Raw genomic sequence first — 16832 nt, forward strand, 5'->3', positions numbered from 1 at the left:
TTTTTTATGTTTAAATAAATCAATAGCTTTCTGCAATTGCTCATCCTATCAAATCATTTCGCCATTAGCAAGAGCTCCCATTGGATCCCACGGTGCTAGGACAATTGGCTCAGCATTGTAGGCTGCCAACTCTTCTGGAGTCAAGAATTCTTTTCTGACTACGATTTGGTAAGTGTACTCATCCATCCAAGCGTCGCTGGCGACAAAGTAGCCCTTATCTCCAACCTTTTCACCCCAAGAATTTTCTACCTTCCATTTTTTAGCTTGTCCCTTTTCATCCAAGTCTACTCCAGCCAGTACCATTGCGTGAGTCATGAGACTTTCGCTGTAATCAAGACGGCCAGCCTTATCTTGGGTCAACTGGATATCCATGCTAGAGGTTAAATCATGCATACCTGCTTCCATGATACCAGCCTTGCGATTGCTGGACTGACCCACATCAGAGCCAAACCAAACGGTCTCACCAGCCTGCATCTGAGCGATTGCCAATTCCTTGAGACGTTTCATTTCTACATTCAAATAGCGAACAGGTTTACCGCCGACTACATTGCCCAACATCTCGACTGTGTAAGACTTGCCATAAGGTTTATCCGCTGTTGGCGCATTAATGATAGACACATAGTCATCTAGCTTCAGGTCTACATATTTTTGGTAAAAGGACTGCGGAGTCAAATTAGCTTCTCTATGGTAATTACCGTCCTTGTCTCGATATGCAAAGTCAAACTTCCGAGGCGGTAAGCCCAACGACATCGCTAAAAAGTTGAAAATTTCCTGCAGCAAAGCTTCTTTCTTAGCTTGTAGCGTAGCCTCATCTGCACCATTCAGGGCCAATTCACGCAAGATTTGCGCATCCTGACGCAAGAGTTTATTGAGCAACTGGTTGAGCTCACGGCTATTGCTGGATGAAATTGACTCTGGATAGACTGACTTAGGCACGACACCGTATTTCTCAAAAAGTGCCACGACCATATCCCACTGACCGCCATCCTGCTGAGGCGTGTCTAGGAGAAACTTGACCTTACGGCTGGTCAATTCTTGGTCAGCCGTTGCCAAAACCTGCTCCAAGAACCAGTTGGACTTTTCATACTTATCCCAAAAGAAGGTATGAGCCTGAGACAGTTCAAAGTCCTCCAGCTGGAAGCCCGCAATCATCTTGTGACGGAAGGTATTGAGAGCTGCAAACATCCAGCAACGGCCAGAAGCCTTCTGGTCGCTGACCTTGTCTTTGGTGAGATCCAGTGAGAAAACAGGTGCATTTTCTACAGCAGCAGTCCGTTTTTCCAAAGAAGTCAATAGACCATTGTGGCTAATAGCATTTTCCATTGCCGCATACTTGGGGTCAGCCTCATAAGCAGCGTATAACTTATCTGTAAAATCTTGTTTTAATGAATTCATAGAATCCTCCTTGTCATTATACATCTATTATAGAACTTTAAAAAAAGAGCGCAAGCAAAAAAGTTAGGCAAGCCTAACTTTTTTTTATTTTAAATCTGATTTTAGGATCCCATAGACGGAAAAATCTTTGACTTGTCCTTTATGAAATACAGCCTGACGGAAAGTACCTTCGTAGCTCATGCCAGCTTTAGTCATAACACGCCCCGAAGCTGGATTGGCTGTTACAAATCTTGCTGTGACACGATTGAATTCTGCGTCTTGCAAGAGGTAGTTCAAAACAGCTTTCAAAGCTTCTGTCATCAGCCCCTGCCCCCAATAGTCTTTACTTAGAATATAACCGACCTCGCAAGCATTAACCGTATCATCTCTATCCACCACGCTGATGTCCCCAATGACAGAATCAGGATTTTCTTTTAGGCAGATAGCCCACTTGTAAAAATCCAAGTTTTGATAATTCTCAACCCAGCGAGCAATAGACTGTTGGGTAACATCAGGACTCTCATGAGCATCCCAAGTCACATGCAGCAAATTGTCCGGACGAGAAGCCCAATTGTCATACATAGCCTGAGCATCCGATTCCAGAAAAGGTCTTAGCAAAAGACGTTTGGTTTCAATAGACTGTGTACCTGTCTTTTTCATAGCTTCCTCGTTTCTTAGCTCAAACTAAAAAGTTTCGATCGAGATTTTCACTTCCAAAATTCATCAAAAATCGTAATCGGCAAATGGCGTTTGTGCTGACCTTTGTGCCACCAAGACTCGATCGTTTCTTGTGCTTGGGCTGAAACGGACTTCCCTTCGAGATAGTCGTCAATTTCATTATAGGTCACGCCTAGAGCGACTTCATCGGCAATCCCCGGTTTTTCCTCTTCCAAATCAGCTGTCGGCACCTTTTCATAGAGAGCCGGATCCGCTCCTAAGGCGATCAAAAGCTGCTTGCCTTGTCGTTTATTGAGGCGGTAAAGTGGTAAGATATCTGCTCCGCCATCCCCAAACTTGGTGAAAAAGGCCGTAATATTTTCTGCTGCGTGATCGGTCCCAATGACAGCCCCGCTGTATGAACCAGCCAAAGCATACTGGGCAATCATACGGCTGCGGGCCTTGATATTGCCCTTGTTAAAATCAGAGACTTTGGCACCTGTTGCCTCTACGGCAGCTGTCATGGCATCAGCGGATTCCTTGATATTGACTGTCAGACTGATATCAGGTTGGATGAAAGCCAGAGCCTTTTGGGCATCGTCTTCATCTGCTTGAATGCCGTAAGGCAGGCGGACAGCGATAAAACGATAGCTCTCATCTCCAGTCTCTGCCCGCATTTCTTCTACAGCTATCTGGGCCAAACGCCCTGCCAAGGTTGAGTCCTGACCACCAGAAATGCCCAAAACATAGCTTTTCAAAAAAGGATGTTTTCTCAGATAGGCCTTGAGAAAGTCCACCGACTTGCGGATTTCTTCCTCCGGATCAATGATTGGTTTAACGCCCAGTTGAGCGATGATTTCTTCTTGTAGGCTCATTTTTCTGCTCCTGTCTGGTAGGCTTTCTTGCGCATCTGGTCAATCAAGTCCATCTTGTCCTGCCAAATATCACGCGCCAAATCGACCGGATAATCTTGTGGATTGAGAACCCGTTTGTACTCGTCCCAGAGTTTGTCAAATTCTTGGCGGGCATAGTCCTGAATCTCAGACAGGCTCGGCAAATCGTAGACAAGCTGACCTTCTTTATAAATATCCACCAAGAGCGGCACCGCATCAAAATTCTTGACTGTTTTATTGATATAAGTATAAGTCGGATGGAACATTTCTAGCTCCTCCTGATGATTGACATCCACACCGTCATAAGTGATGTAGTCGCCCTCAGACTTGCCTTTTTCACGGCTGGTAATCCGCCAAACCTGCTTCTTGCCCGGAGTCGAAACCTTTTCAGCATTGTTGGAGAGCTTGATGGTGTTGCGCAAGTGTCCATTCTCATCTTCAATCGCTACAATTTTGTAAACGGCACCCAGAGCTGGCTGATCGTAAGCAGTAATCAGCTTGGTTCCCACACCCCAGACATCAATCTTAGCCTTTTGCATTTTCAAGTTGAGAATGGTATTTTCGTCCAGATCATTGGATGCATAAATCTTAGCATCAGGGAAGCCCGCTTCATCTAACTGCTGGCGAACTTTTTTAGAAATATAGGCCAAGTCTCCAGAATCGATCCGCACACCTAAGAAATTGATTTTATCCCCAAATTCACGCGCTACACGGATGGCCGTAGGAACACCGATCCGAAGGGTATCGTAGGTGTCTACCAAAAACACACAGTCCCGATGAGTGCTTGCATAAGCCTTGAAAGCTTCGTAATCATTGCCATAAACCTGCACAAGTGCATGGGCATGCGTCCCCAGAACGGGAATATCAAAGAGCTTACCTGCCCGAACATTGCTGGTGCCATTGGCTCCACCGATAACGGCCGCCCGCGTACCCCAAATCGCCGCATCCATTTCCTGAGCACGACGGGTACCAAACTCCATCAACGGCTCATCTTCGATCACAGAGCGGATGCGAGCTGCCTTGGTCGCAATCAAGGTTTGGAAATTCACGATATTTAAAATAGCTGTTTCTACCAACTGACATTGAGCCAGCGGCCCTTCGACCTGAACAATCGGTTCATTGGCAAAAACCAAATCTCCTTCTTTAGCAGAACGCACGGTCAGCTGCATCTTGAAATCGCGTAAGTACTCTAAGAAAGCTCCATTATAGCCCAAAGACGCTAAATAGTCTAAATCCGTCTGACTGAATGTCAAATCATTCAGATAAGCCACAATCCTCTCCAAGCCCGCAAAAACAGCATAGCCATTATTAAAAGGATTCTTGCGGAAATAGACTTCAAAAACAGCACGCTTATTATGGATACCCTCGTTGAAATAAACCTGCATCATATTGATTTGATATAAGTCTGTATGTAAAGTCAAACTGTCATCTGGAAACATAATTGAGCTCCTTTTATCATAGTTATTCTATATTATAACATAAATTGTAAGAAAGCCTTGATTCAATAGCAAAATACCTCCAGAATTTCTTCCGGAGGTATCTTTTTTTATCTTTCACTTGGAATTATTAGATTCCATAAGTCTTGTTCACGCGGCGCATCTGTTTGAATTCTTTTTTATAGGTTACTTTAACTGCTACTTTCATTTTTGCCACCTCGTTTCTTTTGATGCTTTTATTATAGGTCTTAAAGCTTAAGGAAGGCTTAGAATTTTCTTGCAGAAAGCTTAAACAAATAAATCCAAACTTTATCTTACTAGTCCAGATAATCGCGTTTTGCTAGATGCAGGGATACTAGGTGCCAGTTGGCATCCTGCCGCCAGCTAGGATTGGCGACGATTTGACTGGCTACCTTGCGCGCTTCTTCCAAAATGGGATAATCCTCCACGATGTCCGCCACCTGAAACTCTGGAATACCAGACTGGCGGGTCCCAAAAATTTCACCAGAACCACGCATCTTGAGGTCTTCCTCAGCCAGAACAAAGCCATCTGTCGTCTCAGTCATGATTTTCATCCGTTTCTTGCCAGACTCTGTCTTGGGATTGGCAACCAGAACGGCATACGATTGCTTATTTCCCCGACCAACTCGTCCCCGCAGCTGATGAAGCTGGCTGAGTCCGAATCGGTCGGCATCCATGATAACCATGATGGTTGCATTCGGAACATTGACGCCGACTTCAATGACTGTGGTTGACACTAGAATATCCGTTTTCCCATCCTTGAAGTCCTGCATAATGGCCTCTTTTTCGTCATTTTTCATGCGGCCGTGAAGGAGAGCCACTTGAGCCTGATTGGCAAAGTAGGCCTTAAGTTCTTCCTCTAGAGCAATCGCGTTTTTCAAGTCCAAGGCCTCTGATTCCTCAATCAAGGGAGAAATAAAGTAGACTTGGGCACCCTTGGCCAGCTCTTTTTTCATCCAGTCCAAGACCACTTCCAACTGCTCGTGCTTGACCCAGCGAGTGATAATAGGCTTGCGGCCAGCTGGCATCTGGTCGATGATAGAGACATCCATGTCACCAAAAGCGGTAATAGCCAAAGTCCGAGGAATAGGCGTGGCCGTCATCATGAGGACGTCTGGATTATTCCCTTTTTCCCGCAAAATCCGACGCTGGTCCACCCCAAAACGATGTTGCTCATCAATGATGACTAAGCCAAGTCGACGATAGACCACCCCTTCCTGAATCAAGGCATGGGTGCCGACCACCATATCTACTTGCCCCGACTCTATGGCAGCTAAAGTCTCTCTGCGTTCAGCAGCTTTCATACCACCAGTTAGGAGGGCTAAATTCAGTTCAGGAAAGAGCTGAGTCAGACTGTCCAAATGCTGCTCAGCCAAAATTTCTGTCGGAACCATCAAAGCCGACTGGTAACCTGCCGTATAGGCGGCATACATAGCCAAACCAGCCACCACTGTCTTACCACTACCAACATCTCCCTGCAGGAGGCGGTTCATGTGGGCAGGCGATTGCAAATCACTGAGAATTTCTTCCAGACTTCGCTCTTGAGCTTCCGTCAGGTCAAATGGCAATGCAGCCTTCTTTTGATCCAGCATTTTTTCCTGCCAAGGAATAGCCAGTCCCTGACTGACATCCTTAGTCTCATGCTTCAAAACCTGCAGTTGCATCTGAAAATAAAAAAGTTCTTCAAACTTGACTCGACGCAGGGCCTGCTTGTATTCCGCTAAGTCCCTAGGAAAGTGCATAGCACGCACAGCTTGAGTGCGCCCCAAAAGCTGGTAGCGCTCCAGAAGGACAGGAGGAAGATTTTCCTCCAATAACTGATCCAGACCTTGGTCAAAGGCCACCTTAATCAGCTTGACTAGACTGGCCTGACTAATTCCTTGGGCAACTCGATAAACTGGCTGCAAGTCGTCTTCAACCTGAGCTAACACCTTCATCCCCGTCAGACTAGCCTTGGCTTTATCCCATTTACCAAAAATAGCCACCGTCGCTCCCAGTTCGATCTTATCTGCTAGATAAGGCTGGTTGAAAAAGTTGACTGCAATCGCGACTTCTCCCTGCTTGATCGTAAAACGCAGGCGATTGCGCTTGTAGCCATAGTACTGGACATTAGCTGGAGTCGCGACGATCCCAGAAATGACCGCCTTTTCTCCATCTTCTAAATCAAGGACATTCTTACTCTTAAAATCTTCATAGCGAAAAGGAAAATAGAGCAGGAGATCCTGCAGGCTCTCAAGGCCTAGTTTTTTAAATTTTTCAGCCGATTTTGGCCCCACTCCTGGCAGGGCCGTCAAAGCCTGATGCAGATTCATCCTGTCTCCTTTCCTTCTTCTTGATTATCTTTTACTTTTTATACTCTCTCGGTACCCTGTCGCTGATTAAGCAGACCACTTCATAATTGATCGTGCCACGCTTTTCTGCCACATCTGTCGCTGTGATAAGCTCAGCTCCACTCTGCCCAATCAAGACTACCTGCGTTCCCAAAGGGTAGACTCGAGGCAAGCGTACTGTAATCTGGTCCATGGAAACTCGGCCAACAATAGGACAGCGATGACCATCGATCAAGACATCAAAGCCCTGCATATCACGAGTCCAGCCATCAGCGTAACCCAAAGGAATGGTTCCAATGATTTGCGGACTATCACTGGTATAGGTCGCCCCATAGCCGACATGGGCGCCTGCTTGAATTTCTTTGACGTGAACCAAGGCAGATTCTAAGCTTAGAGCTGGTTTGACCTCATAAGGCAAGTCCAGCACTCGTCCGCTAGGATTCAGCCCATAGATAATATCCCCCAGCCGAACAGCATTCATAATCGTGTCACTGTGCCAAAGAGTTGTGGCAGAGTTACTAGCATGCACAATCGGTGGCAAGAAAGCTAACTCACTCAAGACCTCTTTAAAGCGATTTAATTGAGCTACAAAATGACTTGTATCTAATTCGTCAGCTGTTGCAAAATGAGTGAAAATTCCTTCTACCACAGCTCCTGCTGCTTGCAGGCGGCTAATTGCTTGCTGGGCTTCTTGACTATCACGAAAGCCAATGCGTCCCATACCTGAATCAATCTTGATATGGACGGTCAAGCCTGTCAGATCAGCTTGCTGGCTCAAGAGCTCCTCCATCCAAGCTAGGCTAGCCACTGTCAGGGTAATCTGCTGCTGGATCGCTAAAGGCACAGCCTCCAATGAAGAAACACCCAAAATAAGAATGGATTTAGTAATGCCAGCTTCTCGTAGTTCGAGGGCTTCGTCAATATTGGACACGCAAAAACCATCTACAAGCGGCTGAATATACTGAGAGACAGGAACCGCACCATGTCCATAAGCATTGGCCTTGACTACTGCCCACTTCTGGACCGACTGGGGAATATGAGCCACAATTTGCTCAATATTAAATGCAATAGCAGACAGGTCTATGACTGCTTTAGTGGGTCTATGTAGACTAGCTTTCATTGTCTTCCTCCAAAATCACACTGGCGGTCACCAGATTTCCAGCATGGCTGATTGATAGCCATACCGAACCAGCAAAGGGGGACTTACTAAAATAAGGTGCCCCCTTATCATCATTTAAAATTTCCAAATCTTGAAAAGTCACAGGGCCAATACCGGTTCCCCAAGCCTTGGCAAAGGCTTCTTTAGCTGACCAGCGACCTGCCAAATATTCCAGCTTGCGCTTGCCCTTTAAGGAGCTAAATCGAGCCAACTCCTGAGTTGTCAAGATTTTCTCAGCAAAGCGCTCATTCTTCTCGTAGGCCCGACCAATGCTGGAAATCTCTTCTATATCTATTCCGTGTCCTCTTATCATACTTCTATTAGGAATACAAAGCAAGATCTTTCTCCCAAGGAGATTGAAAGAAAATCTAATTTCGACAAGGCAAACCGATGAGAATGACACTGAAATGCATCAAAGAGGTTTAACATCATCAAAATTAGATTTTCGTAGAGTATGAGCTTGCCTATATTCGTTAGTAGACTTCTACAAAAGCCTCCTAATCCTTTCTATTTAAGCTTCTTTTTCTAAGGTTCCATAGATTTCCTGAATGAGTTCTTCTGTCTTATCCCAGCCCAAGCAAGGATCGGTAATGGACTTACCAAAGACTTCTGGCTCATTCTGGCGGCCATCCTCCAAATAGGATTCAATCATGAAACCACGTACAGCCTTCTTGATCTGCTCATTCCAAGCACAGTTGATCAGAGTCTGACGGATGATCCGGATCTGCTCCAAATACTGCTTGCCAGAATTATCATGGTTGGTATCAATCAGGATAAAAGGATTGGACAGCTTCATTTCTTCATAGCGTTTGATCACATCCAGAAGATTTTCGTAATAGAAGTTAGGCTTGTTCTTACCGTACTCATCTAACGCACCACGCAAAATCACGTGCGCCAGGGGATTACCTAGAGTTTCCACTTCCTGACCATGATAAAGGAAGATTTGCTTATTTTGAGCAGCATAGACGGCATTAAACATGACTCCAAGATTGCCAGATGTTGGATTTTTCATACCGACTGGCGCATCAATACCAGAAGCCACAAAACGATGTTCTTGGTCCTCAACCGAACGAGCACCTACGGCATGGTAACTGACCAAATCATCTACCAGCACTAGATTGGAAGGATAGAGCATTTCATCAGCAGTAGTCAAGCCTGTCTCAGTAATGACTCGGTAATGAAGCTGGCGCACTGCCTTTAACCCATTGATCAAGCTTGGACTTTTTGAAGTATCTGGCTGGTGAACGAGCCCTTTATAGCCGTCCCCATTGGTCCGAGGCTTGGCAGTATAGACCCGCATGACGATAAAAATCTTATCCGCCACCTTCTGCTGCAGGTCAGCCAATCGGCGAGCGTACTCCAGTACCGCCTCTTCATTGTCAGATGAACAGGGGCCAATAACCAAGAGCAAGCGTTGATCTTCTCCCTTGATGATGGCGGCTAATTCCTGATCACGCTGATGTTTCTTTTTCAGAGCTTGGTCTGACAAAATCGTTGCAGACTTAATCTGCTCGATATCAATTTCCTGACCTTTTTCTATAAATGCCATATTATTTACCTAGTGTGTCGTATATCTCATGGACGAGTTCGACCGTCTTGTCCCAGCCTAGGCATGGATCTGTGATAGATTTGCCAAAGACTTCTGGTTCATTTTGTCGGCCATCTTCCAAGTAAGATTCAATCATAAAGCCACGAACAACCTTCTTGATTTTATCATTCCAGTCGCGGTTGATCAAAGTCTGACGAACAATACGGACTTGCTCCAAATACTGCTTGCCAGAGTTGTCATGGTTGGTATCAATGATAATAAATGGATTTTCTAATCCCATTGCTTCATACTGGGCGATTGTGTCCAGCAGATTATCATAATAGTAGTTCGGAATGTTCTTCCCATATTCATTGATGGCACCACGCAGAATCGCATGAGCCAAAGGATTTCCACTCGTCTCTACTTCCCGATTGGCAAAGAGGAAGCTCTGTTTGTTTTGAGCCGCATAAATGCCATTAAACATGACATTTAGATTTCCAGATGTTGGATTTTTCAAACCAGTAGGGAAATCCGCCCCACTGGCTACAAAGCGATGCTGCTGATCTTCAACAGAACGAGCACCGATTGCCATATAGGAAATCAAATCATCTACTAGAGGAAGATTTTCTGGATAAAGCATCTCGTCAGCCGTCGTCATTCCAGTTTCTGAAATCACGCGATAATGCAAGTTGCGAACCGCCTTAATACCGTTGATTAGGCTAGGCGCCGCTGTCGCATTAGGCTGGTGAATCAAGCCCTTGTAGCCATCACCATTGGTCCGTGGCTTGGCTGTATAAACCCGCATCACCATAAAGATCCGATCTTTGACTTCTTCCTGAAGAGCTGCCAAACGCTTAGCGTATTCCAAGACAGCTTCTTCATTGTCTGAAGAGCAAGGACCGATAACCAAAAGGATACGATCATCCTCACCACGGATAATGGCTTCTAGTTGGCGATCCCGTTCTTGCTTACGAGCTAGAATAGAACCTTCTAGCTTAGCAAGCTGACGCACTTCTGCTACATTGATTGGTTGACTAGTTGCTTTAAAGGTCATCTTCTCTCCTTATAAACTACTTCTTGCGACCATGACAGTTTTTAAATTTCTTACCTGAACCACATGGACATAAATCATTTCTTTTTACAGAGGATAAATCAACATTTTTTGGAAGATTTGGGTTTTGGGCAGCAATGTTTCGAGTAGCTGTCGTGCTGATACTGTGCTCTGTACGTGGACGTTCTTGCTCATGGATCTGTGCTTTCATCATGAGACGAGTCACATCAAACTCGATAGAGCCGATCATATCATTAAACATCCGGAAACCTTCTGCCTGATATTCAACAACTGGATTGTTCTGAGCATAGCCACGAAGTCCCACAGCCTGACGCAATTGATCCAAGGCGTCGATATGATCTGTCCATTTATTATCTACAACACGTAGGATCAGCACTTTTTGGAACTCTTGAACTGCTTCTTCATCACGAAGTTTAGAAACCTGATTGGCATAAACTTCAGAAGCTCGTTCCATCAAGTAATCTTTAATCTCTTGATTTGATTTACCTTCTAAATCGTCAGCTGAGATAGAATCCTCCGCTACAAGGTTATATTTAGCAAAATTCAGAATCGCTTCAATTCTTTCATCATGGTCTGAATGGCTGCTTCCATCCACAATCCGATTAATCGTCCGACGGATCATAGCATGGATTTCTGGAGCCAAATCACGATCTGCTGTGATGACATCATAGCGTTGAGAATAGATAATTTCACGTTGTTCACGCATGACATCGTCATATTGGAGGACTTGCTTACGAGTATCGTAGTTATTTCCTTCAACCCGTTTTTGAGCCCCTTCAACCTGACGCGTCAGCATCCGAGACTTGATGACGGATTCTTCTTCGCTCAGATTCATCCGGTCTAGCACGGCCTTAATGCGCTCTGAACCGAAACGTTTCATCAAATCGTCTTCTAGAGATAGGTAGAATTGTGATTCACCTGGATCCCCTTGACGACCTGAACGTCCACGAAGCTGGTTATCAATCCGGCGGCTTTCATGGCGCTCTGTACCGATGACACAAAGTCCACCCAATTCACGCACACCTTCACCTAGCTTAATATCGGTACCACGTCCAGCCATGTTGGTCGCTATGGTAATAGCACCACGTTGACCAGCATTCATGATAATCTGTGCCTCTTTATAGTGGTTTTTAGCATTCAGAACTTCATGAGGAATTCCTGCAGCCACTAATTTTTGAGAAAGATAGTCACTCGTGTCAACCGATACTGTACCGACCAAGACAGGCTGACCTGTTTTGTAGCGTTCCTTGACGTCTTCCACGACTGCTTTAAACTTCGCTTCCAAGCTAGGATACAGCAAATCTGGATGGTCAATACGTTGGACCGGACGGTTAGTTGGAATTGGAATTACGCGAATATTATAAATTTCACGGAATTCTTCTTCTTCTGTCTTACCAGTCCCTGTCATCCCTGACAGCTTTTTATACATACGGAAAAGGTTCTGGTAAGTAATCGAAGCAGATGTCTTTGATTCTTCTTGGATAGGCACAGCTTCTTTTGCTTCAATCGCTTGGTGGAGTCCATCAGAGAAACGACGACCTTCCATTGTACGTCCAGTAAATTGGTCAACAATGAGGATTTCCTGCTTTTCGCTCACGACATAATCCACATCTAAGGTCATAATATAGTTAGCACGCAAGGCATTGTCGATAAAGTGCGTTAAAGCAACATTCTCAAGATCGTATAGATTTTCTAAGTTAAAGTAACTTTCAGCCTTGTCAATACCAGAATCTGACAAACCAATCGTCTTAGATGGGATATCAATGATATAGTCATCTTTTTGAAGTGTTTTCACAAAGCTATCCGCTCTGTAATAAAGCTGATTCGTATCAGAAGCTGTCGGTCCTGACACGATCAATGGCGTACGCGCTTCGTCAATCAAGATAGAATCCACCTCGTCAACCAAGGCATAGTTAAGCGGGCGCTGCACCATATTTTCAGCCCGAACCACCATGTTATCGCGCAGGTAGTCAAAACCAATTTCAGAGTTGGTTGAGTAGGTGATGTCACAAGCATAAGCTTCTCTTTTTTCCATTGGTGACTTAGATGCTAGGTTGATACCAACAGAAAGTCCCAACCAAGAATAAAGTTCACCCATCTCAGTCGCATCACGCTCAGACAAGTATTCATTGACTGTAACAACGTGAACTCCTTGACCAGATAAGGCATTCAGGTAAACAGGCATAGTCGCTGTCAGGGTTTTCCCTTCCCCCGTACGCATTTCTGGCACATCACCATGGTGAAGGACAATCCCCCCCATAATCTGAACCTTATATGGGAAAAGACCTAAGACACGCTTAGCTCCTTCGCGGACAACTGCAAATGCTTCAAACAAAAGTTGATCTAAAGTTTCACCATTAGCATAACGTTCCTTAAATTCAACCGTTTTTGCTTGCAGTTCCTCATCGGTCAAGGCTGCCATTTCGTCCTCATAGGACATGACCTTGTCCGCCATCTTTTCTAATTTTCTTATTTCACCTTTATCATTTTCGATGATTTTTTTTAAAATATTAGCCATTTTATTCCTTACTCGCTATGTTCTGTTTATAAATGTTTCCTCTCATTATAGCATGTTTCCCCATATCTTTCAAGAAATAATCCATTTAGCAATTGGCTTGAAAGGCTGTCATTTCTCAATTTACACGCTTATCTGCCTAACTCTTCTTGCACTCAAATTTGCTAAATAATCATGGTTTTCACGAAGTAGTTTCTCGCATAATTCTCATAATTTCGATATAATAATAGCAATGAATATCAAAGAAGAAATTATCAAATTATCAAAAGAAATTGGCATTTCTAAAATTGGCTTCACGACAGCAGATGACTTTGACTATCTGGAGAAGTCGCTGCGCTTGGCTGTAGAAGAAGGTCGAAATTCAGGATTTGAACATAAAAACATCGAGGAGCGAATTAAGCCCAAGCTGAGTTTGGCCTCGGCTAAGACCATCATCTCTATCGCAGTCGCCTATCCCCACAAGCTCAAGCAACAGCCACAAAAAACAGCCTACAAACGAGGAAAGTTCACTCCCAACAGCTGGGGGCTAGACTATCACTATGTTCTACAAGACAAGCTAGATCGGCTTGCAAAAGGAATTGAGGAGTTAACCGCCAACTTTGAATATAAAGGCATGGTAGATACAGGTGCTCTGGTCGACACCGCCGTAGCACGACGAGCAGGAATCGGCTTTATCGGCAAGAACGGCTTAGTCATCTCCAAAGAATTTGGCTCCTATATGTTTTTAGGCGAACTCATTACCAATCTGGATATTGAACCTGACCAACCTGTCGACTATGATTGTGGAGACTGCAATCGCTGCGTGACAGCCTGTCCTACCTCCTGCCTGATTGGCGATGGGACTATGAACGCCAAGCGCTGCCTGTCTTTTCAAACCCAAGATAAGGGCATCATGGACCTAGAATTTCGCAAAAAAATCAAGACAGTCATCTATGGTTGCGACATCTGCCAAATTTGCTGCCCCTATAATAAAGGTTTAGACAATCCACTCGCAACTGAGATCGACCCTGAACTGGCCCATCCAGAGCTCCTACCTTTCTTGGAACTTTCTAATGGTCAATTTAAGGAAAAATTTGGCCATATAGCAGGTAGCTGGCGGGGCAAAAACATCCTGCAGCGCAATGCCATCATTGCTCTAGCCAATGCTAATGACCGCTCTGCTATTCCCAAACTGCTAGAAATTATCGATAAAGGGCAAAATCCTATCCATATCGCTACGGCCATCTGGGCTCTCAGTCAGCTAGTACGCGAAGCCAATCCTGAAATGATTGAGATGATTCTTGCTGTGAAAAATCCCACAGAAGCTATCAAAGAGGAACAGGAACAATTCCTAAAAAAATTTCACTTAACTAACTAAAAATAAATACAGTCTGATTTAGAAACTGCCTTAGAACGCAGCTTATATTAATCAGACTGTATTTTTATGTTATTCAATTAGAAGCCATCTACGTTGGTGTATATTTTTTGGACATCTTCATCGTCTTCAAGGACACTATACAATTTTTCGAAGGTTTCTAAATCTTCTCCTGTTAATTCTACTTCTGACTGAGGAATCATTTCCAGCTCTGTCACTTGGAATTCTTGGATACCAGATTCACGCAAAGCTACAATTGCTTTATGTAGATCAGTTGGCGCTGTATAAACTGTGATACTTCCTTCTTCAGCCTCTACATCGTCCACATCTACATCTGCTTCTAAAAGCAATTCAAAGATGCTATCTGCATCATCACCAGCAAAAACGATAACGCCTTTATTATCAAAAAGATAAGACACAGAGCCACTAGCTCCCATGTTTCCGCCATTTTTCCCAAAGGCTGCACGGACATTGGCCGCAGTTCGGTTGACATTCGAAGTCAAGGTATCAACGATCAGCATAGAACCATTTGGCCCAAAGCCTTCATAACGACCTTCTGTAAAGGTTTCATCTGTATTTCCCTTAGCCTTGTCAATCGCCTTGTCAATAACATGCTTTGGCACTTGCGCTTGCTTAGCGCGATCAATAACGAACTTAAGGGCTGTGTTCAACTCAGGATCTGGTTCACCTTTTTTCGCTGCTACATAGATCTCTACACCGAATTTAGCATAAACTTTTGAGTTTGCGCCGTCTTTAGCTGTTTTCTTAGCTACAATATTGGCCCACTTACGTCCCATTGGAATTTCTCCTTTAACTATTCTACATTTTTAATCTTCCTTATTATAACACAGGAAAGGCGAAAAATCATCCAACAAAAACAGGAAAGTCCCCAATTCCCTAAAATTATCTGCTGAAGTACGAACTAGATATAGAAAAAATTAGAGTACTAGTTCCTTATACCTTTTAAAATACCGAGATCAGTCATTACATTCTCTCGATAGTAAAATGAATAATACCAATAACTTTGAGGTGATATCCCTATCATTCTCCAGTAAATCTCCTATTTTACTAGAATATTCTCTCATTTCTTATTACCAAAGTTAGCTAATCAAATAAATAAAAAATCGATAACTTCTTTACGAAGTTATCAATTTTTGCGAGCTGTTAACTAATCGTTCACAACTCTTCAGTGATTACTATCCAAGCTAGAAAGAATTAATCTTCTTCTTTCAATCTTGGTTTAATCAAGCTGACACCTGCGAGTGTTGCAACAATTCCTAAACCAAGCACTGCTGCTGAAGATGATTTCTCACCTGTATTTGGCAGAGCAGTAGTTCCAGGAACTTTCGGTTCCACTGGCTTGTTCGGTACTTGTTTATTTGGTACCGGAGCTGGAGTTGGTGGAACAGGTTTTGGTTCTGGTTTTGGTTCCGGAGTTGGTGTCGGTGTAGGTGGAACTTCTACCTTCTTGTAAGTTACGACTTCATCTGCTGGTTTAGCTGAGTCTGCTGTAACCTTCACATCTGCTACGCTTGCTTTATCCGCTACGTAACCCTTGATGTCTGGTGAAGTTTGTCCCTTGATCACGTCGTCTTGTGATGTCCATGGGCCTTTTTCTACGATCGCTTTCGTTACGACGTTGATCTTCAGAATACGCGTGAATTTAGCGCTGTCTGTGAAGCTTGGTGCTGCTTCTTTACCATCTTCGTATACGTACTTGATCGTACGGCTCAATTCTTTCACAGCTTCTTGTTGAGCTGACTTGATCTTATCATCTGTCCACTTAGGTCCATCCGGATTGTTTGGATCCATTGGATCGTTTGGTTTCGGTGGATTATTTGGATTGAATGGCACAATGCTTTCTTCCAATTGAACAGTGAAGTTTTGGTCCTTGCTTGCATCATCATCAAAGTTTTGTGGATCCTTGAACTCATCGTTCACAACCTTGTAACCTTGGTTAGTCAATTCTTTCAACTTCGCAAGGTATTGGTCACGGCTAATTGGTTCACCTGACTTACCGCCTTCTGAGATCTTCGCCAATTCTTTCTTAGCTTGGTCTACGAAGGTGATGGTTGCTTTTTGATCAGCCTTCTTGTAAGTTACGACTTCATCTGCTGGTTTAGCTGAGTCTGCTGTAACCTTCACATCTGCTACGCTTGCTTTATCCGCTACGTAACCCTTGATGTCTGGTGAAGTTTGTCCCTTGATCACGTCATCTTGTGATGTCCATGGGCCTTTTTCTACGATCGCTTTCGTTACGACATTGATCTTCAGAATACGCGTGAATTTAGCGCTATCTGTGAAGCTTGGTGCTGCTTCTTTACCATCTTCGTATACGTACTTGATCGTACGGCTCAATTCTTTCACAGCCTCTTGTTGAGCTGACTTGATCTTATCATCTGTCCACTTAGGTCCATCCGGATTCTTAGGATCCATTGGATCGTTTGGTTTCGGTGGATTATTTGGATTGAATGGTACTACAACCTGACGCAT

13 protein-coding genes are annotated in these 16832 nt (G+C 44.1%); 1 reads left to right on the forward strand and 12 read right to left on the reverse strand.

Features of this window, described 5'->3' with window-relative positions; genetic code table 11:
- Positions 1-48: 48 nt before the first annotated feature.
- From pepC to secA, 10 genes are all read right to left on the reverse strand, one after another.
- Entirely contained in the window at positions 49-1395 is a 1347-nt protein-coding gene (pepC, locus tag SCRDD08_RS10400) for an aminopeptidase C (RefSeq protein WP_061423594.1), read from the reverse strand.
- A gap of 84 nt (positions 1396-1479) precedes the next feature.
- Positions 1480-2034: a GNAT family N-acetyltransferase gene (locus SCRDD08_RS10405; protein WP_061423595.1), complete on the reverse strand. Its 555-nt coding sequence runs from the start codon at positions 2032-2034 to the stop codon at positions 1480-1482.
- A 47-nt stretch (positions 2035-2081) separates the two neighbouring features.
- Positions 2082-2906 (reverse strand): ammonia-dependent NAD(+) synthetase, encoded by an 825-nt coding sequence (gene nadE / locus SCRDD08_RS10410; protein WP_061423596.1) that lies wholly within the window; start codon positions 2904-2906, stop codon positions 2082-2084.
- Positions 2903-4363 (reverse strand): nicotinate phosphoribosyltransferase, encoded by a 1461-nt coding sequence (locus tag SCRDD08_RS10415; protein ID WP_048763723.1) that lies wholly within the window; start codon positions 4361-4363, stop codon positions 2903-2905. The genes nadE and SCRDD08_RS10415 overlap by 4 nt, the downstream gene beginning before the upstream one ends.
- Before the next feature lie 314 nt (positions 4364-4677).
- Positions 4678-6693 (reverse strand): ATP-dependent DNA helicase RecG, encoded by a 2016-nt coding sequence (gene recG / locus SCRDD08_RS10420; RefSeq protein ID WP_061423597.1) that lies wholly within the window; start codon positions 6691-6693, stop codon positions 4678-4680.
- Positions 6694-6724: 31 nt separating this feature from the next.
- Positions 6725-7831, reverse strand: a complete 1107-nt coding sequence (gene alr / locus SCRDD08_RS10425; RefSeq protein WP_061423598.1) for an alanine racemase — start codon at positions 7829-7831, stop codon at positions 6725-6727.
- Positions 7821-8183 (reverse strand): holo-ACP synthase, encoded by a 363-nt coding sequence (gene acpS / locus SCRDD08_RS10430; protein ID WP_061423599.1) that lies wholly within the window; start codon positions 8181-8183, stop codon positions 7821-7823. Before acpS ends, alr begins: the two co-directional genes overlap by 11 nt.
- 198 nt (positions 8184-8381) lie before the next feature.
- Positions 8382-9419, reverse strand: coding sequence for a 3-deoxy-7-phosphoheptulonate synthase (locus tag SCRDD08_RS10435; RefSeq protein WP_061423600.1), 1038 nt, complete (start codon positions 9417-9419; stop codon positions 8382-8384).
- A gap of 1 nt (position 9420) precedes the next feature.
- A complete protein-coding gene (locus tag SCRDD08_RS10440; protein WP_015604435.1) occupies positions 9421-10452 on the reverse strand; it encodes a 3-deoxy-7-phosphoheptulonate synthase in 1032 nt (343 codons plus the stop codon).
- 16 nt (positions 10453-10468) lie between these two features.
- On the reverse strand, positions 10469-12988 hold the full coding sequence (secA, locus tag SCRDD08_RS10445) for a preprotein translocase subunit SecA (RefSeq protein ID WP_045498561.1): 2520 nt from the start codon (positions 12986-12988) through the stop codon (positions 10469-10471).
- 229 nt (positions 12989-13217) lie between these two features.
- On the opposite strand from secA, the gene queG reads away from it, so the two are divergent.
- A complete protein-coding gene (gene queG / locus SCRDD08_RS10450) occupies positions 13218-14342 on the forward strand; it encodes a tRNA epoxyqueuosine(34) reductase QueG (protein WP_061423601.1) in 1125 nt (374 codons plus the stop codon).
- A 77-nt stretch (positions 14343-14419) separates the two neighbouring features.
- On the opposite strand, the gene SCRDD08_RS10455 is transcribed toward queG, so the two are convergent.
- Together SCRDD08_RS10455 and SCRDD08_RS10460 are read right to left on the reverse strand one after the other, a co-directional pair.
- Complete coding sequence (locus SCRDD08_RS10455; RefSeq protein WP_045498557.1) at positions 14420-15136, reverse strand: YebC/PmpR family DNA-binding transcriptional regulator; 717 nt, start codon at positions 15134-15136, stop codon at positions 14420-14422.
- 418 nt (positions 15137-15554) lie between these two features.
- The coding region (locus SCRDD08_RS10460) for a mucin-binding protein (protein ID WP_061423602.1) at positions 15555-16832 on the reverse strand (1278 nt) is incomplete at its 5' end.

Source organism: Streptococcus cristatus (genome assembly GCF_001578775.1).
Taxonomy (GTDB): domain Bacteria; phylum Bacillota; class Bacilli; order Lactobacillales; family Streptococcaceae; genus Streptococcus; species Streptococcus cristatus_A.

Coding starts and splice junctions, on each gene's coding strand:
- pepC (WP_061423594.1), bottom strand. CDS start 1,395: ATGAATTCATTAAAACAAGATTTTACAGATAAGTTATACGCTGCTTAT.
- SCRDD08_RS10405 (WP_061423595.1), bottom strand. CDS start 2,034: ATGAAAAAGACAGGTACACAGTCTATTGAAACCAAACGTCTTTTGCTA.
- nadE (WP_061423596.1), bottom strand. CDS start 2,906: ATGAGCCTACAAGAAGAAATCATCGCTCAACTGGGCGTTAAACCAATC.
- SCRDD08_RS10415 (WP_048763723.1), bottom strand. CDS start 4,363: ATGTTTCCAGATGACAGTTTGACTTTACATACAGACTTATATCAAATC.
- recG (WP_061423597.1), bottom strand. CDS start 6,693: ATGAATCTGCATCAGGCTTTGACGGCCCTGCCAGGAGTGGGGCCAAAA.
- alr (WP_061423598.1), bottom strand. CDS start 7,831: ATGAAAGCTAGTCTACATAGACCCACTAAAGCAGTCATAGACCTGTCT.
- acpS (WP_061423599.1), bottom strand. CDS start 8,183: ATGATAAGAGGACACGGAATAGATATAGAAGAGATTTCCAGCATTGGT.
- SCRDD08_RS10435 (WP_061423600.1), bottom strand. CDS start 9,419: ATGGCATTTATAGAAAAAGGTCAGGAAATTGATATCGAGCAGATTAAG.
- SCRDD08_RS10440 (WP_015604435.1), bottom strand. CDS start 10,452: ATGACCTTTAAAGCAACTAGTCAACCAATCAATGTAGCAGAAGTGCGT.
- secA (WP_045498561.1), bottom strand. CDS start 12,988: ATGGCTAATATTTTAAAAAAAATCATCGAAAATGATAAAGGTGAAATA.
- queG (WP_061423601.1), top strand. CDS start 13,218: ATGAATATCAAAGAAGAAATTATCAAATTATCAAAAGAAATTGGCATT.
- SCRDD08_RS10455 (WP_045498557.1), bottom strand. CDS start 15,136: ATGGGACGTAAGTGGGCCAATATTGTAGCTAAGAAAACAGCTAAAGAC.